We start from the raw sequence: 24,032 nt of genomic DNA on the forward strand, positions 1-24,032 counted from the left end.
TAGGCGTATGGTTTCAGGGTCTCTTTCACTCCCTTGTTCAGGGTTCTTTTCACCTTTCCCTCACGGTACTGGTTCACTATCGGTCTCTCAGGAGTATTTAGCCTTGGCGGATGGTCCCGCCGGATTCACACAGGGTTTCACGTGCCCCGCGCTACTCAGGATACCACTATCTTTAACGCTCCTTGCCTGTACCGGGCTGTCACCGTCTACGGCCCCTCTTTCCAAAGGGTTCCAGTTCGTCGCGCAAAGAATATCGCGGTCCTACAACCCCAACATTGCCGGAACAACATTGGTTTGGGCTAATCCGATTTCGCTCGCCACTACTCTCGGAATCACTTTTGTTTTCTCTTCCTCCGCCTACTTAGATGTTTCAGTTCAGCGGGTTCGCCCACCTTGCGGTGTGACTGGCCTTCAACCAGCCGGGTTGCCCCATTCGGACACCCACGGATCAATGCTCATGTGCAGCTCCCCGTGGATTTTCGCAGCTTATCGCGTCCTTCGTCGCCTCTGAGAGCCCAGGCATCCCCCATACGCCCTTCTTTTGCTTGTCGCACCTGTACCTAAGTACAAATGCCCTCTCGTAATCCTTATATATTCTATTCTACTTCGTGTTTCTTCTTTTGACTTCGCCATGATGGTAAAACCATCACGCTCCGTCCCAATATGTCAATGAACTTTCTGGCACACCGCCACACCGATCGGTGGACGGCACTTGCCGTGGTGGAGAATAAGGGAGTCGAACCCTTGACCTCCTGCGTGCAAGGCAGGCGCTCTAGCCAGCTGAGCTAATTCCCCAGTCTAGTTGATTGTTGTTCGTTGTTCGTTGATCGTAATCTCCATCAACCATCAACCAAGAACCAACAACTGGTGTCTCAACTTCCAGAATTTCCTATTCAATACTTTTTTAAAGAACTTTTATAAACCTTGAACCCAAAACTCAAAACTTATAACCGCGGCTTCGCCGCTTCCGTAGTCTCAGGCAGACTCGAACTGCCGACCTCTACATTATCAGTGTAGCGCTCTAACCAGCTGAGCTATGAGACTGTCTTGGCCTTTTCTTGCCAGTATATCAACAAACATATCATAAACGACAGCACAAAGATAAAAGGACCACCTCGTGCGGGACCCCCGTCTCCGGGCGTCTCTTTCTCTAGAAAGGAGGTGTTCCAGCCGCACCTTCCGGTACGGCTACCTTGTTACGACTTAGCCCTAGTTACCGATTTTGCCCTAGGCCGCTCCTCGCGGTGACGGACTTCAGGCACTCCCGGCTTCCATGGCTTGACGGGCGGTGTGTACAAGGCCCGGGAACGTATTCACCGGATCATGGCTGATATCCGATTACTAGCGATTCCAGCTTCACGGGGTCGAGTTGCAGACCCCGATCCGAACTGTGACCGGTTTTGTAGATCCGCGCCCCCTTGCGGGGTGGCTTCCCTCTGTACCGGCCATTGTAGCACGTGTGTGGCCCAGGACGTAAGGGCCGTGATGATTTGACGTCGTCCCCACCTTCCTCACGGTTTGCACCGGCAGTCCCGTTAGAGTCCCCATCTTTACATGCTGGCAACTAACGGCAGGGGTTGCGCTCGTTATAGGACTTAACCTGACACCTCACGGCACGAGCTGACGACAACCATGCAGCACCTTGCAGGCAGTCCGAAGAAAGGGATGTCTCCACCCCATGCAGCCTGCATTTAAGCCCTGGTAAGGTTCCTCGCGTATCATCGAATTAAACCACATGCTCCACCGCTTGTGCGGGCCCCCGTCAATTCCTTTGAGTTTCATTCTTGCGAACGTACTCCCCAGGTGGGATACTTATCACTTTCGCTTGGCCACGGAGACCGAGGTCCCCACAGCTAGTATCCATCGTTTACGGCGTGGACTACCGGGGTATCTAATCCCGTTCGCTACCCACGCTTTCGTCCATCAGCGTCAGTACATGGTTGGTCACCTGCCTTCGCGATCGGTGTTCTATGTGATATCTATGCATTTCACCGCTACACCACATGTTCCGGCAACCCCACCATGACTCAAGACCTGCAGTATCAAAGGCAATTTTATGGTTGAGCCACAAACTTTCACCCCTGACTTACAGGCCCGCCTACGGACCCTTTAAACCCAATGATTCCGGATAACGCTCGGACCCTCCGTATTACCGCGGCTGCTGGCACGGAGTTAGCCGGTCCTTATTCTTACGGTACAGTCAGCCGCCTACACGTAGGCGGGTTTCTTCCCGTATAAAAGCAGTTTACAACCCATAGGGCCGTCATCCTGCACGCGGCATGGCTGGATCAGTCTTCCGACCATTGTCCAATATTCCTCACTGCTGCCTCCCGTAGGAGTCTGGTCCGTGTCTCAGTACCAGTGTGGGGGATCCCCCTCTCAGGGCCCCTAACCATCGTTGCCTTGGTAAGCCGTTACCTTACCAACTAGCTAATGGTACGCATGGCCATCCCTGTCCGATAAATCTTTAACCGCAATATCATGCGATATCGCGGTACCATGGGGCATTAATCCAAGTTTCCCTGGGCTATTCCCCTGACAGGGGCAGGTTCCATACGCGTTCCGCACCCGTGCGCCGGTCGCCGGCGGATAAGCAAGCTTATCCCCGCTGCCCCTCGACTTGCATGTGTTAGGCCTGCCGCTAGCGTTCATCCTGAGCCAGGATCAAACTCTTCATTGTATTTCCTTGAATGTCTGTCCGACACCCGGAAAACCGAAGTCCCCGCATCAAAATGGTTCTTATTCTCTTTACGCTGTCGTTACAATATGTATATGAACTTCTTCTTCAATTTTTCCGAAAAAAAATTGGCCAAATGACCAAATCCCCTCTCGAAAACAACCCAGCCTCATCAGCTAAGCGGGTGCAAATATAAGCACGTTATTTTTACTCCGCAAAATGTTTTGGCATATTTTTTTTCGAAAAAAAATCATAAAATTATAAGTGCTTGTTTTTCAATATCGATTAATGGAACTGCCCTAAAAATTTTATGAGAAAAAATTCCAGACCAACCCAAAACGAATCACAAAATCGCGATAAGGGTAGTTGGGCGCGGAGTAATAATTAGGCTCGGAAAAGATGGAATTCAAGTGTTCCGCCTTCAAATAAATTCTGGTTTGCCTCACTTTTGCATTTATAAAAAAGTCAATCAACGGATATCCTCCCAATTCTTCGTTATTCTGAATATAAAATTCTCCCAACAAAGGATTATAGGCATCCATGTGATAAGCCGTAAAGTATTTGAACGTGACCCCTGTCTGAATAAACATGGCTTTCTTGAACACATCACTGGAGAAGTATAGGGAATTTCTGGTGATCAACTCCGGCAGGTTCAACACTTGCGTCTCTTGGGTAACGTCTTGATACAATACCGTATTCATCAATGCCCATTTACGCCATTTAAACTCCTTTGTGTATTTTACCCGAAGATGGTTGATGGTACTTGATTCCTGAAACGGACTTACGAATGCCGTTTCCTGTCCTGCATCAATCTGTTCCTGCGTGGCCGTGGACCTAAAGAAGGTGTAATTGTCCAAGGCAGTATACTCGGCCTCCAACAAACCGTACTTTTTGGAATCTAAGCCAAAACTGATGTTTTTTGTCCGCATCTTATCGAAACTTCCATCGTTCTGCCAATTGAAATTTCTATAATCACTTTGAAACAACAAATAATTGAAATCGGGCATTCTTGACGACAAATGAATCGAACCTATTATCGTATTGTTTTCATTGATCTTATATTTGGTCAAAGCATCAAAATTGTTGCCGGTCAAATCCCCTACCACGGTGTAATTTACATTTCCCTTCAGCAATAATGGCCCAATAGTATTTACATAGGAGCCACCCACTGAAATCTCTTCGCCCTTCAATTGGTTGGGGATGGTTCCCGCATCCGTTACCAAAATACTATTGAAATAATAATTGTAATTGTAAAGCCCAACGTTGCCCGTTAACCTACCCAATGTTTTATTGTAAAATTCCAACGATCCTTTATTGAACATGGTCTTTAACCTTGCCTTATCCTCTATGGGGACCAAAAAAGGATCATTCCCAAATGGTGCTGTCGGGGGGACGGAGGACTGGGTAAATTGGTAAATTTTGGTCTCATAGCTAAACTCATGGCTTATGGCAAGGGAGGTCTGTTCAACGTTTGTGGAATCTTTTTGGCGCTTGACCAGTTTAAAGCCATGGTCCAAAAAATAGCGCTTGCCCAAAATTCTGCTATCTGCATTCGTATACAACAGATCTATCTTTGCCCTATCCTGAAAGTCGGGCAAATCATCTTCGAACTGACTTCTATTGGCCAATCCTCCACTTTCCTCATCTTCTAGATCCTGAGCAGCGATGTGGCCTCTAATAGCATACCTGCCATTTGCACTTGCATAGTTGAAGGAGGTCCTAAATTTCGCATCCTGAGCCTGCTCGTAACGATATTTTCCCAGCGACCGAAACCCAGTATAAGCAACTGAGGCATTGAACCTTTTGGAAGTGTTGAAAGTCAACAAAGCGTCTAAAAATTGGCCTTGTTCCATGGTGGTCTTGAACATAAGCTCCGTCATGGGAGTAGGTACATTGTAATATCGGATATCTTCTTTCTCAGCATAGCCATAGTGTTTGGCCTTGGCGCCCATCCGTGGATAATAGGATGTGGTTGAAAATTGTCTGCCCAGCTCATTATATTGCTGCCCCATATTGGCAAAGGGCATCAGCTCAAATTCATCCCTTCGAATGTAATTATATAAGTATTCCTTATTAATGGTGAGCGTGGTATCCAAATAAACGGTATCCCTTTGGTACGAGATGATTTTATAATCCTGAACTGAAACCGAGTCTTTATTGCCGTACCTAAAACTTTTTGAATCGTCGTCATCTCTTCTGTTTATAACCGCCCCTTTGCCTATTGAATCATTTTGACGTAACATGACATCTCCTTTGGATGTTACAGGCTGTTTTTTTGGTGGCACCGGATCTTGTTGTGCAACTATGTTATGGCTATAAAACAGCACTAAGGCAATTAGCAAAAATCTCATTCCATGGTATTGATTAGGCAAAGGTAAAAGTTTTGGTTTTAAACAAATGTGAAAGTTAGGTCATAAAAAAAGCCCCCAAATATTGGGGGCTTTTCAATACTATATTCAAATAATTTGAACGATGCGCTATTAGTAGCCAGCGTTCTGTTCCATATTGGAGTTGGCGTTGATTTCACCTATCGGAATTGGCCAAGGGAACAAGTCACTTGGGTAATTGATAATGCCCAAACTATTTTGAGCCGTACCCCAATAAGGCATGTCCATACCAGTTCTCATCATGTCATCAAAGCGGAAACCTTCGAACATCAACTCTTTTCTTCGCTCATTAAGAATGTCATCTTTGGTTACACTGGCATACGCGCTAGCACCACGATTACTGGTAATCAAATTGATTTGCGTAAGTGCATCGCCTCCAGTTTCCAACAATGCTTCGGCATAGTTAAGAATAACTTCCTCATATCTAAAAAGCGGAATGTTGTCAGCCCCAACTGCGGTATCAGGGTATTTACCAATATTTCTCAATCGAGTACCACCGTCTTGGTATCCCAAAATATCCCTACGTACATCTCCGTCCTCGAACAAATCGAACACTGAACTTACCACTTCAATATCGCCATACCCTGCAGGGGCATCCGAAGGGAAACGGTAGATATATGACAACGCATTGGAACCTGCGTTATCCGAGCCACTGAACGCCAATTCGAACAATACGTTCGATCCGCCGTCACCAGCCCAACTGCTTACATAGGAACCTGCACTAACGATAGAATACAATCCAGAGTTGATAACAGCCTCAGAAGCGGAAACCGCTCTACCCCAATCACCGAAATAAACGGCAACACGAGCCTCAAGAGCTTTCGCCACATACTTGGACACAATGGTCTTTGAAGTATCATAGCTGGAATCCATCATAGCGAATGCTGTTTCCAAATCGCTATAAATGGCTGCTTTAACTTCATCAACTGTATTTCTGGCCGGATCCAAGTTCTCACCTTTAAATTCGGTAACAACAGGCACGCCCAAATTTCCACTGGTTGAAGCATGTTGTTGTCCATAAACCCTTAGCAAATCGTAGTGGGCCAAAGCGCGAAGAATCATCGCTGCACCCTGTAAATGCTCACCATACGCCTGATCACCCTCCAATGTGGTTACATCTGTGTTGATAATGATGTTTGCATTGGCAATTACATAATAGGCCTCTTCCCACATAAATCCGGAATTGGCGTTTTGTTCGTACTCACCTTGAGTAGTGAACCTACCCGAGTTACCATTTGAGAAACAGTTGTCTGACCGTACCTCCCAGGTAGCAATCATGTCGCGCCCATAATAACCTGAACCTGTTAGGGTATTGTGCGCTCCTTTTAGGATACTGTAAAGGTTATCCACTTTGGTAACACTCCCTTCAACACTTTTGTTCTGGGTAAGGGTTGGTTCTAAGCTGTCCGCTGTACAAGACCCCAAAATAAGTCCGGCACTGGCCAACAGCACAATGTTAAATTTATTAATTATTCTTTTCATCTTCTTTTTCTTAGAAATTTATGTTTACACCTAGAGAAATTGAACGGGCCGGAGGAGTTTCAAGTCCTGTTTCCCCTGGATCCACAGTACCATTCTGGCTAGAGATGTCTACTTCGGGGTCAAACAACAAATTGTCATCTTTCACCCAAGTTGCCAAGTTGTTACCTCTTAGGAAAAAGCTCAACTTTGTCAAACCAATTTTTTCAAGCGCCTTTGCAGGCACATTGTAACCAACTGTAACGGCACGCAATCTCATGAAATCAGCATCGTATAGATACTTGGAATGACGTTGCCATGGTGTTGCAGAAGTGGTGAATGCACCGTTTCTTGCAATATCCCCAGGCTGCTGCCATCTATCCAACAATGATGTATATCCTTGGAAGGCCAAAATTGGATAAGCATTTGACTCGTTCAAGTACCTATGCCATCCTTCATAGATCTTGTGACCACCGGCATAGTAACCAGTTGCGTTCAAGAAGAATCCTTTGTATCTAAAGTTTAAATTAAGTCCAGCTGTTGTTTTGGGAATCGCATTTCCACCTTGGAAAACCGCCTCAGCTTCGTTGAAGTTGGTAGTTGTGGCACCGTCGACTCCGTTAATATACCATTCTTCTTGACCAGTGTCCGGATTTACACCTGCCCATGTTGGCATGTACCATGCATAAGCTGGGTGTCCAGTTTCGATTCTGGTTCTAACAGTTGTAATGGTTCTTTCCTCACCATTAGGATCCACCGGCAATTTGGTAATCTCGTTTTCAACAAAAGATATATTACCTCCGATAGTCAATCCCACATCTTGGGTATCTACCACATTGTAGCTCAAATCCAATTCAAAACCTTTGTTGTTCAACTCACCAATGTTCTGAACTTGACTGGTGAAACCAGTGGTTCTTGAAAGTGGCACATCCAACAAAAGGTCTTTCGAATCCCTATTAAAGTATGCAAAGCTACCGCTCAACTTGTTGTTGAACAATCCAAAGTCAACACCAACATCCAACGTATGGGATGTTTCCCAAGTCAAATCTTGATTACCGAATGTGTCAACATATTGTGCACCTTCACCACCGTAATCAGCAGAGTAACCAAACAATGATTGGTATTGGTTCAAACCAATGTTCGCGTTACCGGTAACACCATAAGAAGCACGCAATTTAAGGGCATTAATAATTTCAGAGTCCGCCAAGAAAGCTTCTTTGTTTAAGTTCCAAGCTCCACCAACAGACCAGAAGCTACCCCAACGGTTGTTTTTACTGAAACGAGAGTTACCTTCCCTTCTGAAGGACAAATCCAAAACATAACGGCTATCAAAGGCAGAGTAGTTAACCAACCCCATGTAAGCTCCAACATACCAATCACTGAAAGAAGAACTAACAGAAGTTGGCGTTCCCAAGTTATCTAGGAACTGAAGACCTTCATCAGCAAAATTCTGTCCAGCACCACCAACGAAATAACGTCTGTTGGATTGGTATTCCTGAAGTACTTTAATCTTGAATCTATGATCTTGGCTCAATTCCCAATTGTAATCAAAATAGTTTTGGAAAACATAGAATACATTGGTTCTGTCATACTGGCTGGCATCACCACTGGTTGGCTCACCGTAACCATATGTTGGGTTGGAGTACGATCTAAAGTTGTACAACTGAAGGTCAACGTTAAACGTGGAACCAAAAGTAAGGTTATTGGTCAAATCCCAAGTCACACCATTGTTGGAAACGATACGGGTCAATCTGTTTTCAGCCGTATTGTTTTCTGTCAGGTACAATGGGTTTGGCAATGAACCTCCAAACTGGTTTATACTTCCATCCTCGTTATATGGCAACACCAATGGAGAAAGGAAGAATTTCACTGTACGTGGGCTCTCAAAATACGCACTGGTTTCCAAAAATGCATTCTGTAGCATGTGGGAAGCTTGGTTATTTGAAGAGAATGTAATCTTATTGTTCAGTTTCTTTGAAAAATTCAAAGACCCAGAGATTCGCTCGAAATCAGAACCGATTACAGTAGCCTCCTGTTGCATGTACCCAAGGGAAGCAAAGAAAGTGTGCCCTTCATCACCACCTGAGGCAGAGAAGCTATGCTGTTGGATAACAGCATCTTTGTTTCGCACTACCCTATCCCAATGTGCTTCTGGACGACCATTGGCATCCCACTCGGCGTAAGGACCAGCAAGCAGGGCAGCTTCAGCTTCAGCCTTTGAAGCATAAAAGCCATCATTGAAATAGGCCTCGGATGCAAGCTCCAAACGATTGGCCGCCGTCAATGGCACTGGACCCGTGATCGCATCGTTCTGGAAACCATAGCTACTATTGATGCTAAATACCGTTTTACCTGCTTTTCCACTTTTGGTAGTAATAAGAATTACACCATTGGATCCACGAGCACCGTATTGTGCAGTCGCAGATGCATCCTTAAGAACTGTTATGGAAGCGATGTTGTTTTGATCCAAACCAGCCAACGCTGACAAAGAAGAATAAGCACCACTTGAACCCACATTGGTATTGCTCACAGGCACACCATCGATTACATACAATGGCTCGTTACCAGCTGTAATGGAACTGATACCCCTGATACGGATGTTGGCAACAGAACCGGGTGTACCTGAGGTGGCGGATACCGTTAGACCAGAAACATTACCTTGAAGTGCCTGGTCCACAGAAGGTGCGATAATCTCACCTAACTTCTCAGAATCAACTTTAACAACCGATCCTGTGATGTCGGAACGTCTTTGAGAGGTATACCCTGTTACAACAACCTCTTCCAAGGCTTGGGCATCCTCTTCCATCTGGATATTGATGGTGCTGGCCGAACCAACTGTACGTTCCACTGTCTTTTGACCAATGTAGCTGAAACGCAATACTTGACCAACGGAAGCGGAAACGGTATAATTACCATCAAAATCCGTTTGTGTTCCGACAGATGTACCTACTACAACCACGGAAACACCTGGCAACGGCAGACCGGTTTGGTCCGTAACATTACCTGAAATTGTTTTCTCTTGTGCAAAAGAGAAGGACATGCATAATGCCAAAAACGGCAGAAGCATGTACATTAATCTAGTTTTCATGTACTACTTTTTTTGAATTAGCGTTGCCAAAAATCTAGATAAAAACTTGAGAAACCAAAAAAATTAACAGGGAGCCATCAACTTGCAAATGCCTAACTTTGAATAAATTTTTATAAACTTTAACAACATTAAATATTGTAAATAACTGTATATGAATTATGTAAGAATTTCTTTTCACATTTATTTAACCTTAATACTTATATTGATCCAAACTGTGTTAAAATTTTAACTATTGTGTTAAAGTCTTGTTACCGGACACTTTTTGAAGCAGGAACCGATGAAGCAGGAAGAGGATGCTTGGCCGGACCCGTTACTGCTGCAGCCATAATACTACCGGAAAAATTTTCAAATTCGGTGCTTAACGACTCCAAACAACTTTCCGAGGCCAAAAGAGACAGTTTACGCCCGATATTGGAATCCAAGGCCCTATCTTTTGGTGTTTGCCATGTATTTGAAGAAGAAATTGACCAGATGAATATTTTAAATGCCTCCATCCTTGCCATGCACCGAGCCCTGGATCAACTTCAAAAACAACCAAGTTTTATCATTGTGGATGGCAACCGATTTAAACCCTATGCAGACATCGAACATTGCTGCATAATAAAAGGAGATGGCAAGTACCTCAGCATAGCTGCAGCCTCTGTTTTGGCCAAGACCCACAGGGATGCGTATATGGCAAAGATTCATGAAGAATTTCCCATGTATAATTGGAAAAAGAACAAGGGATACCCCACCAAGGAACACAGGGAGGCCATAAAAAAGTATGGATTGACCAAGTACCATCGAAAAAGCTTCAAACAGTTGCCGAATCAATTGACACTGGATATCTAAAAATCCTAACTTTGTTCGAAACTTCAGCAATGAAAATAAAGCTACTGTTCGTTTTTGCCGCCCTTTCCCTACTATCTTGCAAAGAAGAAAAACAGACCCATGACACCCGGTTGGACTATCTGCCCCCTTCCCCTGCCTTGGTCGTTAAGATCGTGAACCTCACCAATTTTAAGAGCGAGCTTAAAAACAACGCCATCCTCAACAACCTAAAAGGTTTTTCGAGTTTGGAAGGATTGGTCGATAAACTGGACAACCTTGGTTCTGTAGCCACCGACCAAACCAGTATTCTTGCTTTGTATGAAGTGGGCAAAGACCGGTATGATTTTATTGTTGTGCTTCCCAATGCCTCTGATGCCTTCAATGTTGAAAGTATTACCAACAAAACAGTGGAGACCTTATTGTACGAAGGAGCAAACATCACCAAATATACCCTGGATGACAACGAAATATTCTCCGTGTCCATAGGCAAGGAAATGGTACTTTCCTCATCCCAATTGCTGATAGAAAATGTAGCAAGGAACAAAAGAAACAATCCCGTGGACCCCATGCTGAAACGCTTGTTCGAGGCTTCTTCCGTGGATAAATCAGCCTCGTTGTACCTGAATATGGAGAACAATCCGACGCTATTATCACTTAAAGAAGAAACAACCGACAATAAAAACCCATTTGCTGAATGGATATCGTTGGATTTCACGGCCAATTCCGATGCGGTGCAACTTAACGGGATTGCCATGGCTTCTGATTCAACCAATAATTTCATCAACTTATTCAAAGGTACCTCCCCCCTGGCCAACAGGGTTACTGAGTTTGCCCCTTTAAATTCGCAAGCTGTGCTCTCCTTCACTTTTGATGACTACCAAACCTTTGCCCAAAACCAAAACACGTATTTGGACCGTGTCAAAAAGATGGATTCCCTGTTCAATACCATTGAGGAAGTCGGCATTATTTATCTGAACAACCAAAAAGCGGTGTTACTGAAATCGTATGGTACGGAAGGGCTTTTTGAATTTTTGGAGAACAACCGAACAGGTTCGGAAACCTATCAGGGCAGCGAAATATTGGAACTGGGGAACAATAAATTTGTGACAGAGGGGTTCACCCCATTGGTTCATGAGTTTGATTCCAATTTTTGCACGGTCATCGAAAACAGTTTTATCTTTTCGGAAGACAAGGAAACCCTGCAGACCATTTTAAGCAATTATAAGAGCAGTTCTAACTTCAACAACGCAGGTGTTTTCAAGACCAGCAAGACTTTCTTGGCCAATGAATCCAGTGTGCTGTTCATAGCCAACAGCTCGGGAATCGATTTCTTTGCTGAACAGGAACTGGAACCATCATTTTGGGAAGACCTCAAAAAAACAAAACTGGATGAGTATGCCTTTGCCTCCCAATTGGTCGCAGACCACGATTTTGCCCATTTCAATGTTGTGATTTCCAAAATCGGAGTCACCCAAGAAAGTGCTACCGTAACGCCCTTGTTTACTTTGGAACTCGATACCGACCTGGCATTGGACCCCCAGTTTGTAAAAAACCACCGAACCAATCAACAGGAAATCGTGGTCCAGGACCAAAACAATGTGCTGTATCTTATTTCCACGGATGGAAAAGTGTTATGGACAAAGCAATTGGAGGGCCGTATCCAAGGCTCGATACAGCAGGTGGACATTTATAAAAATGGTCGACTTCAACTCGCGTTCTGCACCAACAACCAATTTTTGATCTTGGATCGCAACGGTGAGGAAGTGGCCCCATTCAACATCAAGTTTGAAGGTGGCAACCTGAGCCCGTTGGCGATTTTTGATTACGAAGGCAAAAAAGACTACCGTTTCTTGATAACACAGGGGCGAAAAGTGTACATGTACAACAACCAAGGGAAAATTGTAACCGGCTTCAAGTTCACCGAAGCTCCAGCAAATATTTTGGGAATCCCCAAGCATTTTAGGGTGGGCAACAAGGACTATCTGGTTTTTAAATTGGAGGACAATACGCTAAAAATCCTCCATAGAACCGGCGTGGACCGAATCAAAGTGGCGGAAAAAATCGACTTTTCAAACAACGAAGTCTTTCTGTACAAGAACAAATTCTCGACTACCAACAAAAAAGGAGTCCTCCATCAAATCGACACCAAAGGAAATCTGTCTGCCACCAATTTTAATTTGAACAACGACCATGGCATGTATGCCACGAGCAATACACTCGTTTTTATGGACGACAATGTATTGACCATTAAGGGTAGAAAAGTGGAATTGGACCTAGGCGTTTACACCAAACCGAAGATTTTTTACCTCTATGATAAAATCTATGTAAGTGTAACGGATATCCAAAACCAAAAAATCTACCTGTTCGACAGCCAGGCCAAATCCATTCCCAATTTCCCGGTCTTCGGAAGTTCACTAATAGACTTGACCGATATGGACAACGACCGTAAACTGGAATTGGTGGCCAAGGATCAGGACAATTCGTTGATTGTATACAAAATGAACTGATTATCATCTTATTGCGATATATACAGTAGTACGCACGAGACATACAATTTAGGTGGCGACAACATCATCATTTTAGTAGTTTGATGTGATTTTTTAAATCAACACTACTAAAACACTATATGATGAAAACCTCCAACAAACTACTGTATTGTTTCACTGTTTTTCTACTTGTAGGTGCTAGTGCTCAAGGTCAATTTTTGAAGAAATTGAGCAAAAAGGCGCAAAAAGCCGCCGAGCGCACTGTAGAAAGAAGGGTGGAAAAAGAAACCACAAAAAAGACCGACCAAGCCTTGGATAGTATTCTGGAACCCGGTTCCGGAAATGGGCAAGCACCAAATACCCAAGATAACCCGGCCGGCACTCCGAATGGCACCAATGACAATACTACGAACGAAGGGCCCATTGCCACAGGACCGAAAACGCTTGCCGTTTACAGCAAATTTGATTTTGTACCCGGAGACAAGCCCCTTTACCATGACGATTTCAGCCAAGATTTTATTGGGGATTTCCCCTCCAAATGGAACACGAACGGGTCAGGGGAGGTAGTAAACCTTGAAGGCTCTGCGGACAAATGGTATGCCATTACCAATCGCAGCTTAACGGTGCCCAATATGTTGGGCAAACTTCCCGAAGACTTTACAATGGAATTTGACCTGAAGGTGACCAACCTCAGTAGGAATACCAGTTCGGGCGCCAAACTGGGCATCTACCTGTCCGAAACACCTAACCTGACCACCAGTGAGAACAATGTATTGGCCAACCTGAACTTTTGCCAGTACATTGCCGTTGGGGTTAAAGTGGACAACAATTTTAGGGGTGACCCAGCGCCTATAACGAACACCTTGCAACGCGACCTTCGCCAAGTGTACCAAGATGTGGTGCATGTATCCATCGCAGTAAACAAGAACCGCTATCGCCTTTGGCTCAACGAAACCAAGATTGTAGATCTGCCCCAGTTTATTGTAAAACCTGAATTGATCAATTATGCCAAGTTTAACGTCATTGGCATTGATGAAGAAAAAAATGGGGAACATGTACTGATCAGCAACCTTAAGATCAACGAAGGCGGTGTGGATCTAAGGCGTAAACTATTGGCGGAAGGAAAAATTTCCACCAACGGCATCCTGTTCAATTCGGGGTCGGCGGATATTTTGCCACAATCCATGGGGATTATTCGACAAATTTCGCAGGTGTTGACCCAAGATGGCGGCATAAAGCTCAAAATTGTGGGACACACCGATGCCGATGGGTCCGAGGAAAACAACCTTAAACTATCGCAAGCCAGGGCCGAGTCTGTAAAAAAAGCCTTGACCACCGTTTATGGTATTGCTCCCGATCGATTGATGGCCGAAGGGAAGGGCGAGAGCGCACCTGTGGGCGACAATACTACGGCCGAGGGAAAAGCCCAAAACAGACGCGTGGAATTTATTAAACTTTAATCAGCACACTATACCATGAAAAAATATGTTCTTTTAGTATTAATCGCCTTTTTTGCCTTGAACCTTTCTGTTGCCCAATCTTCCTGCAGCGAATATTATCCGCTGGTGGATGGTGCCACTTTCCAATACACCTCTTACGACAAAAAGGGTAAGGAAGAAGGCCAGATCAATTATATGGTCACCAATGTATCTTCCTCTGGCGACCAAGTGTCGGCCACCATGGCCATGGAAATTGCCGACCAAAAAGGCAATACCTACAACTCCAGTTATGACATCCATTGCGATGGCAATGTGGTAAAGATTGATTTTAAATCGTTGATGAACGAGCAGATGATGAGCCAGTTCCAGGATATGGAAGTCGATGTTTCGGGCACCGATGTGGAACTACCCAATAACCTATCCGTTGGCCAGGAACTACCCGATGGCAATGTGAGCATAAAAATGAAAATGGGTGGGGCCATCAACATGAACATGAACGTGGAAACCATCAACCGGAAAGTGGAAAAAAAGGAACAGGTGACCACCCCTGCCGGCACATTCGATTGTGTGGTTATCTATAGCGAGACCAAGAGCAAAATGATGATGACCAACCAAACCATGCCTTCACGTGTTTGGCTGGCCGCCGGCGTTGGTATGATAAAACAGGAATCATACAACAAAAGCGGTAAATTGATGGGCAGCTCGGTTTTGACGCAGTTCAGCAAATAAACTGATTACTTTGTAAAAAACAGAAAACCGAGGGTGTCCCTCGGTTTTTTTATTCGTTCTTGTTGTCGTGCAAAGGTGAGATCATTATATGCGCCCTGTGTGTTCCCGGATTCATGATCCATGGGTGGTTCGGCCCAATAGGATTTTCAGGAAGTCCCGTAGAGGCCGCCGTTGCGAATGGCAAATAGACCACATAGCGGTAATTTGCGCCCTCCACTTCACTTGTTTCGGGGTTGTATCGTTCACTTTCCCCATAATAAATGTGCAGGGTGGCACCTGGTTTTCCCATATCCAGCTTACCTGATTTCGCCTCTTCTTCCCTGATGTCAAAGATTTCCGGCCCTGTTTTACCTTCTGCACGCAGCTCCCTACCTCTCGCCATAAAGGGTTCCAGACTTTTGTGATAGCAAGCTGCATTAAATCCTGATCTTTTCGGGTCATCCACAAGAACTATGAACTCGTTGCTGCCTTCCCTAAAGGTCACAAATTCTCCGGCCATATTAAACCCTATCACTTTACATCCGTCCCGGCTTGCTTTTGGAGCGGCCATCAAAGCCGTTGCGACCAAGGCCTCGTCCGTATCGATGGGAACGTAGTTGATTTTGACCTCATCAGAAGTGCTCTCCCCTACGGTGGATGCAACTGTTGATTCGTTTGAATCATTTTTGTCTTCACTGGTATTCTTGCAGGAAATCAAAACCCCTACAAAGGCAATTGTTAAGAGAAATCGTTTCATGGCGTAATGAATTTAGTTGTCGACACTTTGATGGGGACCGACCAAACATAACTCCATTTCCCCATAATGCCTATTTATACCCAATTTGTGCATGTAGTAAGTTAAGGATTTTTGGGAGAAGCTTTTACAGATTGGAATTTTATTCTGCCTTTGCTCCAATCAAAGATATTAAGCCATCTGATAGGGTTCCACGCCAATTTACATAGTTGTGCCCGCCTTTGAACTCTTGATAATCGACTTCATATCCCTTCAATTTTAAAATATCCCTAAACTGCCGATTCATGCCCAGCATAGATGCTCCTGCATCATATAGTCCAACATCCATGTAAAATTTAATCGGTAGGCGTTCGCTGTTCATATACTCATTTATGAGTTTACCATTATCTTCCGGATATATCCAATGGTTTTCATCTGCGGTTCCTTTAATCCAATATGAGCCAGATTGCGAAAGCACATTTCCTATGACATCCGAATGATTCAATGCTATAAAACTTGCAGCAAAACCACCTCTACTGGAACCTGCCAAAATAACTTTATCAGATTCGGGATGAATATTGTATTCTGAACGCATCCAGGGAATAAGTTCGGTCGCTATAAAATCTCCAAAATTTTCACTGATCAAATCCTTGCCACGTTTTCCCATGGACCAAACCAAAACTGTAATAGTTCTCGGGATTTTTTTATCCGCCATAAGATTGTCCATAATGGTAGGCGTTGGTATTCTTGTCCTACGATTTGCACCATATGCTTCTCCGTCAAAAATCACCAATAAGTCGTGTGCTTCCTTTAAATTGTAATTGGCCGGTGTATGTATGGTGATCTTTCTTTCTTCGTTTAAAATCTTACTTTGGAACGATGTCGACAACAATGTTCCTTTGGCTACATTTTCCCGTTCTTTGATATAAATTTGCTTTGGAGCATTGGGCATCTCTACAGTTCCGTCGTAAGCATGCAGGACATTTCTGGTTTCAATTTCACCATTAGGTCCTACTTTATCCAAATTAAAATAATTGAACCCATAATTGAACCTAGCATCTTTAGGAACTTTTTGGGTTACAAAATGAAGTTTTGTATTTGGTAATTGCTGAAAACGCAATCCCAAAAAATCAGGACCACCACTAAGCATGACATATTCGGTATTTCCATGAGGCACACAGAAATAAGTGACCAACATATTTTTATCATCTCCTTCTATTGGTTCTATGATATGTTTTTCAGGATGATTGGCCATAAAGGTGTCAATAACTTGCGGATTGGTGAGTGAAGATTCCCATAAATTATACAACGTTTCTGTCGGAAGCTCCCTTTTGGTAAAACGCTTTGTATTCTCGGACAAGCTTAAAATCTGTTCTACATCTAAAGTATAAACACCTTTTTTGGAATCCTTTTCTAGAGAATGTATCACAAACTTGTATTTGCCAGATTGGTTTACGGTAATATCAAAGGGTTCATCACCTTCTGTTCCATTGGAACTATCAATTTGTTTTAAAAGTTGACCATTGGGCTTATAAATATCAATTACAACGTCAATCCCTTGTTGAACAACTTTTCCCATTAATGCCATTCCATTTTTCAATTCAGCAGCATATACATGTTGCTCGTCGGCAGCGATGGTCTTGTTGATTACTTCACCAGATATTAATTCACTTTCACTAGCTGTTTGCCCGGAAACCGAATTGCTAAAAATGAATGTAAACAATATCAGGATGGGTATAGGGAGTTTAGTATAATTGATCATCAACTGTTATTTCTTTTTTGGTTGTTTTGTTTATTCGAATTAATAAGAAATACCAATATTTCATGCTCTGAATCAAGTATCTCAAAATTGAAACTGCACCTTTTCCAATTACTATTGCCCCACCATCCAATCCATAGGAAATTTGGCCCAGTAAGGCCTTTAATTGACTACAAGAAAACACCTCATTGTAATCGCTTGGTTATTGTATCAACTTCATCCTTACCATGTCCGTAAAGTTGTGTCGCATACAATTTGCTAAAGTTAAACCCCAGCCTCTTCTTTGACCAGCTCAGCTTCAAACAAGTCCGTGAAATGCTTCAGGAGTTTTTGTTTTACCTCTTCCATGTTCACTTCCTTTTTACCCAATTCCACATTTAAAGAAGTAACTGCCTTGTCCTTGATGCCGCAAGGGATCATCAAATCAAAAAAGCCCAAATCGGCGTTCACATTAAGGGCAAACCCGTGCATGGTCACCCAACGGCTGGCCCTCACGCCCATGGCGCATATTTTTCGGGCAAACGGGGTGCCCACATCCAACCAAACGCCGGTTTCTCCCTCGGAACGTTCGGCCTTTAACCCATATTCGGCCAAGGTTCGGATGACCATCTCTTCCAAAAAGCGAAGGTATTTGTGGATGTCGGTAAAAAAGTTGTCCAAATCCAAAATCGGATAGCCCACAATTTGTCCCGGACCATGATAGGTAATATCCCCACCTCGATTGATCTTATAAAAAGTGGCGCCTTTGGCGGCCAGCACCTTGTCGTCTACCAACAAATTACCGATGTCACCACTTTTGCCCAAGGTGTACACATGGGGGTGCTCCACAAACAAAAAATGATTGGGTGTTTCAAGGTTTATGCCTTCCCTGCGGTTTTTAACTTTGGCATCTACAATGGCCTTAAAGAGCTGTTCCTGGTAATCCCAGGTTTCCTTATAATCCTTACGACCTAAATCCTGAAGGGCAACTTTCTTGTTCATGCCACAAAGGTACAAAGACCTGTACTGTCCACCTACTTTTCCAGTTCCACTTCCAAGTCAAGAATGGAAGGGTTCTTCATCAAATCCATAAAGCTTACCTCATAGATCAAGGTCTTGCCATCGGCACTGAAGGTGGCACCCTCGGCCGTGGTTGATTTTACCCTTCTTGGAAAATGGTATTTCAAGGTATAGGTAGAACCCGAAAGGAACATCTCGGCTCCTTGCATACTGTCCAGTTGTTGTTGGAAAAGTGCTGGGTCAACAATTTTGGCCGAACGGCTGAACTTATTTTTGGAAAATGAATAGCTTACCTGTGTGGCCTGCTCTTCCACTGGTGCCGGATTGGCCTGTTGTTTGGCCCCGGGTCCCATGGCGCTGGCATCTTGGAACGTATTAAAGGCATCGTTCATTTCGCTGACATTCTTGAACTCACCGAATAAATCGAACATCATCTCTTTTTTCTCGGGATTCATCATCATTCGAAGACTGAAGGGTTCCAATTTTTTCAATTTGGCCTGCTCTTGGGGAGAAAGTTGGGCAATACTGTCCTTTTTCTCTTCCAAAAAGTCCTTGAAAGAAATTATGGAGTCAACAGCTTTTTCATCCGTTTTGGCCAACTCTTCGCCGCCCATCTCCATCATTTCCGAACCATCAAATTGAATGGATAATTTGCCTGAACCATTTTCATTCAGATGGATTTCTTCCGTAAAATTGCACGAACTGATCAGGGCAATGACCATTGCCCCCAATAGAACCTTTACTTTCCTCATCAAAATACTTTTAGTTAGTGTTTATTTAAAATCACCAAGGCTCCGATAACACCGGGAACCCATCCGCAAAGGGTTAAAAGTAACACAATAAGGAAAGAACCACAACCTTTTCCGATAACCGACAAGGGTGGAAAAAAAATGGCCAATAATACCCGCCAGAAACTCATGATTTTTGATTTTGATTGATGCTATCTATAGGTAGCCCAATATTCAGTTTTGTTACATAAATCCATTACATTAGTGTTCCATACAAGTACGATGCGGTATTTTATACTCTACATTTTGCTCTTGAAAGCAACCATAAATTGGGGACAGTACCACTTTTCAGGTGAAGTTTCCCCAGAAAATGCAGGTAGCGCCATCTATCTGTCCTTGGTGGAGGATTACCGAAAATCGTCGCGGGTCTATTTGGACCAGATCGTAAAAAAGAAAGTGGTCGATTCCTTGGGGCATTTCAGTTTCCAAGGTGATAATCTTACTTCGGACAACCGCATATACCGTATTCATCTGGATGGTTGTTCCAGCGAAGATTCAGGCAATCACTTTTTGGGCCAGTGCAACAATAGCAAAAGTGTACTTTTTATTGCCAACAATAACGATACTTTGGTGTTTCCCACTTCGTTCGAGGACCAATCGCTTTGCTCCATCAATTCCACCAATCCCAATTCGGGCTTACTTCTTGAAATCGCATCGCTAAAGGAGCAGATGGCCTTCGATTTTATGGAATATCCCAGCGAAGCCAACAAGAAATTGAACTTAAAAAAATGGTTCGCCACCCTACAACAAGTAGGTTTGGACAGCAACGAGCCTTTGGCCGAACTGTTCGTTTACGATTTCCTTTCCGATAAAAGAAATGAAACCTATGGCTACTATTTGAAGGATTTGGCCATGAATCCCTATTACGATGCCTTGGCGGACCGGCTTTCCGCCACCTATCCCAATGCTCTCTTCACCCAAGAATACATCGCCGAAATCAACACGGACAAAAACTTGGCAGGTTTTGACCCTTCCTCCCTCCGACTTTGGGATTGGGCCATCCTCTCCTTAATGACCTTGTCCCTTTTGGTAAACTTTTATTTGATTGCCAATCGGAGACAAAGCATACGTTCCCGACGCAAAGCCCTTTTCGCCAAACTTTCCCCTCAAGAGCAGAAAATCGTGGAATGTATCTTCCAAAACAAGAGCAACAAGGAAATTGCCTCGGAACTTTTTGTCAGCCTCAGCACCATAAAGACCCACATCAACAACCTCTACAAAAAACTGGATGTATCGTCGCGGGACGAAATGGTGGAACTCTTCAAAAAATAAATTTCAACCGGGGGTCTAGTCCCGAAATCCATCCCCGAAATTGCCCCAAAAGCCTTGTTTTTAGTGAATTTTCGCTTCGAACCTAAATTCACAAAAATCATGAAACACATTTTTACGTTGGCATGCACCCTCCTGGTTTTTTGGGGCAATGCCCAAGAATTAAACCAAGAAATTACCCTGGAAAACGGCTATGCCTTTATGGTAGGTAAGATCAATTTGGAGGGATTGAACACGGCTCCTTATCAGCAATGGTTCCAAAGTGGCAAGGAAAACTATGAGGTGGACAGGACCATGGTCAATCTTTTTAAAAAGGAATTGAAAGCATACACCATCAAACTATTTTTGGGCACGTGGTGCGGCGATAGCAAACGGGAAACCCCCAGAATCATCAAAATCCTGGAAGCAGCCGACTTTCCCATGGAACAATTGGAGATCATTGCATTAGATCGAAGAAAGGGATTGTACAAGACCAGCCCGACCGGGGAAGAGAAAGGTTTCAATATCATCAAGGTGCCCACCATTATCTTCTTTAAAAATGGCAAAGAAGTGAATCGGATCGTGGAAAGTCCGATGGAATCCCTCGAGGAAGATATGGCCCAAATCCTGCTACAGGGATCGTACACCCCCAATTATGCACATTAAACCTTCACAAGGCAGGGAATTAAAGCGCAAAAGTGTAATTTTGCGCTTTAATTTTTTATACAGCTATGCAACTATCGGAACAAGAAATCGTTCGAAGGGAAAAATTGACCAAACTCAGGGAGATGGGAATCAACCCCTACCCCGCAGCATTGTATCCTGTTGATGCCACTTCCAAGAGCATCAAGAATGATTTTAAGGAGGGCAAAAAGGTGGTGATTTCCGGTAGATTGATGTCGCGTCGTATCCAAGGTAAGGCTTCCTTTGCCGAATTGCAGGACAGCGAAGGCCGTATTCAGGTATATTTTAACCGGGACGAAATCTGTACCGGGGACGACAAGACCTTGTACAATGACGTGTATAAAAAATTGTTGGACATCGGGGACATTATCGGTGTGGAAGGTGAACTGTTCACCACCCAGGTCGGTGAAAAAACCGTAATGGTAAAAAACTTTACTTTGTTGAGCAAAGCATTGCGCCCCCTTCCCCTACCAAAGGTAGACGACGAAGGCAACGTATATGATGCATTCAACGATCCCGAATTACGCTACCGTCAGCGGTATGTGGATCTCATCGTGAACCCACAGGTGAAGGACACCTTTATCAAACGTACCAAGATCACCAACAGCATCCGTGAATTTTACAATGCCAAAGGGTATTTGGAGGTAGAAACCCCCATTTTGCAACCCATTCCCGGGGGTGCAGCGGCACGTCCGTTTCTCACCCACCACAATGCATTGAATATTCCCTTGTACCTCAGGATAGCCAACGAACTCTACCTCAAACGATTGATCGTAGGTGGCTTTGATGGTGTGTATGAATTTGCCAAGGATTTCCGTAACGAAGGTATGGACCGTACCCACAATCCGGAGTTTACCGTAATGGAACTCTATGTGGCCTACAAGGATTACAATTGGATGATGGACACCACCGAAAAACTATTGGAAAAAGTGGCAACTGATGCTACAGGAAGCACCAAAGTGAAAGTGGGCCAACACGAAATCGAGTTCAAGGCACCTTACCCAAGGGTCCCCATTTTGGAGGCCATCAAAATACATACAGGTTACGATGTGGCCGGTATGGGCGAGGACGAACTTCGTGAAGTGGCCAAAAAATTGGACATTGAAGTGGACGATACCATGGGTGTGGGCAAATTGATCGATGAGATCTTTGGGGAAAAATGTGAGCACCATTACATTCAACCCACCTTCATCATCGATTACCCCAAAGAGATGAGCCCGTTGACCAAGGAGCACAGGGAAAATCCACGTTTGACCGAACGTTTTGAGTTGATGGTGAACGGCAAGGAATTGGCCAATGCCTATTCGGAGTTGAACGACCCCATTGATCAACGCGAGCGTTTTGAAGATCAATTGAAACTCTCCGAAAAAGGGGATGACGAGGCCATGTTCATCGACCAGGATTTCTTGAGAGCCTTGGAATATGGGATGCCCCCAACTTCCGGTATTGGTATCGGAATCGATCGCTTGGTGATGTTGATGACCAACAACTCCTCCATTCAAGAAGTGTTGTTCTTCCCCCAGATGCGTCCTGAGAAAAAACAGGTGGAGCTCACGGAAGAGGAAAAAACCATTATGGATATTTTAAAGCCTGTGGGTGAAATGCCACTGGCCGAGCTCAAAGACAAAGCCGGATTGAGCGGCAAGAAATGGGACAAGAGTACTAAAAACTTGGCAAAACTTGGAGTTTTAGAGGTTACCAAAACGGATGATGGGCTTTTTGCAATCGATAAAAGATAAACCTTTGCTCGAATATCGGTTTATGTAAAAATCATTTATCAAAATAAGCCGCAAAAACAGGGTGGGTCTTGATTATTTTTTCTATGGCCTGATTATTTTTTGTGCCATTAATGGAAACAAGTTCTATTTCGTCTTCACCATAAAATTGATAGGTATATACTGGGATTTTCACTCCCAATAATTGGAATGTTCCGTAGTCTTTGTCTTTAGCCTTGAAATTCTGGATACCATCTTGTACAAACTGTTTTACTTCATCATTGGAGTAAAGTTGTGGTAAATATTGGCTTAAAAGTTCCATTACCTCATTATTACTGGCCAATCCATTGTAAAAAAGATGTGGTAGCAACTTCTTTATGGCTTTATCCAATTTACCCAAACCGTGATAGGTTTTGGCGTACATGACATCTGTATAAATGGCATCGGCCTCCAATTCATTTCCACAAAAATGTTTGTAGGGATAAATGTTGTCAAAGATCTTGATATATTTTAAGGCCGCTATGAAGTTTTCTTCATTTAAATAAATTTCAGCAAGGTGCTTGGCACTCCTATTCTTAAATAATGTATACTGTTCCATTATTCCACCATAATTCTCATATTCGTTAAACTCTTCCTCCATTATTCTCTCGAAAATCTCCTTGGCCTCTTGTTCCCTACAAAGCTCCCTTAAAAGAAAACCCTGATTAAATAGGGCTCTTGGCGCCAACTCTGAATCCGGAAATTTCTCAAGGAATTTTCCAAAACCCAAATAAGCGGTCATAAAATCTCCTTGATAGGTGGTTTCAGATAGTTCTTCAAACCATTCCAATTCCGCATCACTTTTATTGTTTTGTGCAAATGTCATCAAATTAAAACCTAGAAAAAACAGTGCTAACTTTTTCATAATTAATTAGTTTATATGCTCAATTTCTAAATTGGAAGGATACCATGCCAATGGTTTTTAGGAAATTATTTGTTTGAATGAGTAATCAAAGCTTTATGATGAGTAAACTGGAAATTTGAATTAAATTTTAAGCAAAAAACAACAAGGGT

16 protein-coding genes, 2 tRNA genes and 2 rRNA genes (1 of these 20 cut by a window edge) are annotated in these 24,032 nt (G+C 43.7%); 7 read left to right on the top strand and 13 right to left on the bottom strand.

The genetic code is table 11. From position 1 onward, the window contains the following. The 7 genes from EO131_RS01000 to EO131_RS01030 all read right to left on the bottom strand — a co-directional run. Positions 1–552: ribosomal RNA gene (locus tag EO131_RS01000) — 23S ribosomal RNA — on the bottom strand (it extends 2,266 nt beyond the left edge of the window). Between the two features lie 166 nt (positions 553–718). Continuing rightward, a tRNA-Ala gene (locus EO131_RS01005) sits at positions 719–795 on the bottom strand. Positions 796–970: 175 nt separating this feature from the next. Beyond that, positions 971–1,044, bottom strand: a tRNA-Ile gene (locus tag EO131_RS01010). 110 nt (positions 1,045–1,154) lie between these two features. Beyond that, positions 1,155–2,680 (bottom strand): 16S ribosomal RNA (locus tag EO131_RS01015). The 16S and 23S rRNA genes sit together here with 2 tRNA genes alongside, the layout of an rRNA operon. Positions 2,681–2,985: 305 nt before the next feature. Beyond that, entirely contained in the window at positions 2,986–5,028 is a 2,043-nt protein-coding gene (locus EO131_RS01020; RefSeq protein ID WP_164731581.1) for a putative porin, read from the bottom strand. A gap of 129 nt (positions 5,029–5,157) precedes the next feature. Then, positions 5,158–6,546: a RagB/SusD family nutrient uptake outer membrane protein gene (locus EO131_RS01025; RefSeq protein WP_127018492.1), complete on the bottom strand. Its 1,389-nt coding sequence runs from the start codon at positions 6,544–6,546 to the stop codon at positions 5,158–5,160. Positions 6,547–6,556: 10 nt separating this feature from the next. Further along, positions 6,557–9,610 carry a SusC/RagA family TonB-linked outer membrane protein gene (locus EO131_RS01030; RefSeq protein ID WP_241243761.1) on the bottom strand — a complete coding sequence of 1,018 codons (3,054 nt, stop codon included), beginning with the start codon at positions 9,608–9,610 and terminating at the stop codon, positions 6,557–6,559. 234 nt (positions 9,611–9,844) lie between these two features. Between EO131_RS01030 and EO131_RS01035 the strand changes: the two genes are divergently transcribed. From EO131_RS01035 to EO131_RS01050, 4 genes are all read left to right on the top strand, one after another. Beyond that, positions 9,845–10,441, top strand: coding sequence for a ribonuclease HII (locus EO131_RS01035; RefSeq protein WP_127018493.1), 597 nt, complete (start codon positions 9,845–9,847; stop codon positions 10,439–10,441). 29 nt (positions 10,442–10,470) lie between these two features. Continuing rightward, positions 10,471–12,927 (top strand): ribonuclease HII, encoded by a 2,457-nt coding sequence (locus EO131_RS01040; RefSeq protein WP_127018494.1) that lies wholly within the window; start codon positions 10,471–10,473, stop codon positions 12,925–12,927. A 122-nt stretch (positions 12,928–13,049) separates the two neighbouring features. After that, complete coding sequence (locus tag EO131_RS01045) at positions 13,050–14,366, top strand: OmpA family protein (RefSeq protein ID WP_127018495.1); 1,317 nt, start codon at positions 13,050–13,052, stop codon at positions 14,364–14,366. 15 nt (positions 14,367–14,381) lie between these two features. Next, the gene (locus EO131_RS01050) at positions 14,382–15,074 is read left to right on the top strand and encodes a TapB family protein (protein ID WP_127018496.1); all 693 of its coding nucleotides are present in this window, start codon (positions 14,382–14,384) and stop codon (positions 15,072–15,074) included. A gap of 49 nt (positions 15,075–15,123) precedes the next feature. Here EO131_RS01050 and EO131_RS01055 read toward each other — a convergent pair whose 3' ends face one another. The 5 genes from EO131_RS01055 to EO131_RS01075 all read right to left on the bottom strand — a co-directional run bounded on the left by EO131_RS01055 (position 15,124) and on the right by EO131_RS01075 (position 19,463). After that, positions 15,124–15,810 (bottom strand): hypothetical protein, encoded by a 687-nt coding sequence (locus tag EO131_RS01055; protein WP_127018497.1) that lies wholly within the window; start codon positions 15,808–15,810, stop codon positions 15,124–15,126. Positions 15,811–15,949: 139 nt separating this feature from the next. Then, positions 15,950–17,548, bottom strand: a complete 1,599-nt coding sequence (locus tag EO131_RS01060; protein WP_127018498.1) for an alpha/beta hydrolase — start codon at positions 17,546–17,548, stop codon at positions 15,950–15,952. Positions 17,549–17,809: 261 nt separating this feature from the next. Then, entirely contained in the window at positions 17,810–18,526 is a 717-nt protein-coding gene (gene lipB, locus EO131_RS01065; protein ID WP_127018499.1) for a lipoyl(octanoyl) transferase LipB, read from the bottom strand. A 32-nt stretch (positions 18,527–18,558) separates the two neighbouring features. Then, positions 18,559–19,296 (bottom strand): hypothetical protein, encoded by a 738-nt coding sequence (locus EO131_RS01070; protein WP_127018500.1) that lies wholly within the window; start codon positions 19,294–19,296, stop codon positions 18,559–18,561. Positions 19,297–19,310: 14 nt separating this feature from the next. After that, on the bottom strand, positions 19,311–19,463 hold the full coding sequence (locus tag EO131_RS01075; protein ID WP_127018501.1) for a YqaE/Pmp3 family membrane protein: 153 nt from the start codon (positions 19,461–19,463) through the stop codon (positions 19,311–19,313). Positions 19,464–19,554: 91 nt separating this feature from the next. On the opposite strand from EO131_RS01075, the gene EO131_RS01080 reads away from it, so the two are divergent. From EO131_RS01080 to lysS, 3 genes are all read left to right on the top strand, one after another. Continuing rightward, positions 19,555–20,604, top strand: a complete 1,050-nt coding sequence (locus tag EO131_RS01080) for a helix-turn-helix transcriptional regulator (RefSeq protein ID WP_127018502.1) — start codon at positions 19,555–19,557, stop codon at positions 20,602–20,604. A 99-nt stretch (positions 20,605–20,703) separates the two neighbouring features. Further along, positions 20,704–21,246 carry a thioredoxin family protein gene (locus EO131_RS01085; protein WP_127018503.1) on the top strand — a complete coding sequence of 181 codons (543 nt, stop codon included), beginning with the start codon at positions 20,704–20,706 and terminating at the stop codon, positions 21,244–21,246. Positions 21,247–21,311: 65 nt separating this feature from the next. Next, positions 21,312–23,003, top strand: coding sequence for a lysine--tRNA ligase (lysS, locus tag EO131_RS01090; RefSeq protein ID WP_127018504.1), 1,692 nt, complete (start codon positions 21,312–21,314; stop codon positions 23,001–23,003). Between the two features lie 31 nt (positions 23,004–23,034). Here the strand turns inward: lysS and EO131_RS01095 are convergent, their stop codons facing one another. Beyond that, positions 23,035–23,883, bottom strand: a complete 849-nt coding sequence (locus EO131_RS01095) for a tetratricopeptide repeat protein (protein ID WP_127018505.1) — start codon at positions 23,881–23,883, stop codon at positions 23,035–23,037. Positions 23,884–24,032: the final 149 nt, after the last annotated feature.

This window comes from Flagellimonas beolgyonensis (genome assembly GCF_003992615.1).
Lineage (GTDB): Bacteria > Bacteroidota > Bacteroidia > Flavobacteriales > Flavobacteriaceae > Flagellimonas > Flagellimonas beolgyonensis.

Excerpts from the sequence above, each read along its gene's own strand:
- lipB (WP_127018499.1), bottom strand. The coding sequence starts at position 18,526 with ATGAACAAGAAAGTTGCCCTTCAGGATTTAGGTCGTAAGGATTATAAG.
- EO131_RS01085 (WP_127018503.1), top strand. The coding sequence starts at position 20,704 with ATGAAACACATTTTTACGTTGGCATGCACCCTCCTGGTTTTTTGGGGC.
- EO131_RS01030 (WP_241243761.1), bottom strand. The coding sequence starts at position 9,610 with ATGAAAACTAGATTAATGTACATGCTTCTGCCGTTTTTGGCATTATGC.
- lysS (WP_127018504.1), top strand. The coding sequence starts at position 21,312 with ATGCAACTATCGGAACAAGAAATCGTTCGAAGGGAAAAATTGACCAAA.
- EO131_RS01020 (WP_164731581.1), bottom strand. The coding sequence starts at position 5,028 with ATGAGATTTTTGCTAATTGCCTTAGTGCTGTTTTATAGCCATAACATA.
- EO131_RS01025 (WP_127018492.1), bottom strand. The coding sequence starts at position 6,546 with ATGAAAAGAATAATTAATAAATTTAACATTGTGCTGTTGGCCAGTGCC.
- EO131_RS01045 (WP_127018495.1), top strand. The coding sequence starts at position 13,050 with ATGAAAACCTCCAACAAACTACTGTATTGTTTCACTGTTTTTCTACTT.
- EO131_RS01055 (WP_127018497.1), bottom strand. The coding sequence starts at position 15,810 with ATGAAACGATTTCTCTTAACAATTGCCTTTGTAGGGGTTTTGATTTCC.
- EO131_RS01050 (WP_127018496.1), top strand. The coding sequence starts at position 14,382 with ATGAAAAAATATGTTCTTTTAGTATTAATCGCCTTTTTTGCCTTGAAC.
- EO131_RS01075 (WP_127018501.1), bottom strand. The coding sequence starts at position 19,463 with ATGAGTTTCTGGCGGGTATTATTGGCCATTTTTTTTCCACCCTTGTCG.
- EO131_RS01095 (WP_127018505.1), bottom strand. The coding sequence starts at position 23,883 with ATGAAAAAGTTAGCACTGTTTTTTCTAGGTTTTAATTTGATGACATTT.
- EO131_RS01070 (WP_127018500.1), bottom strand. The coding sequence starts at position 19,296 with ATGAGGAAAGTAAAGGTTCTATTGGGGGCAATGGTCATTGCCCTGATC.
- EO131_RS01060 (WP_127018498.1), bottom strand. The coding sequence starts at position 17,548 with ATGATCAATTATACTAAACTCCCTATACCCATCCTGATATTGTTTACA.
- EO131_RS01040 (WP_127018494.1), top strand. The coding sequence starts at position 10,471 with ATGAAAATAAAGCTACTGTTCGTTTTTGCCGCCCTTTCCCTACTATCT.
- EO131_RS01080 (WP_127018502.1), top strand. The coding sequence starts at position 19,555 with ATGCGGTATTTTATACTCTACATTTTGCTCTTGAAAGCAACCATAAAT.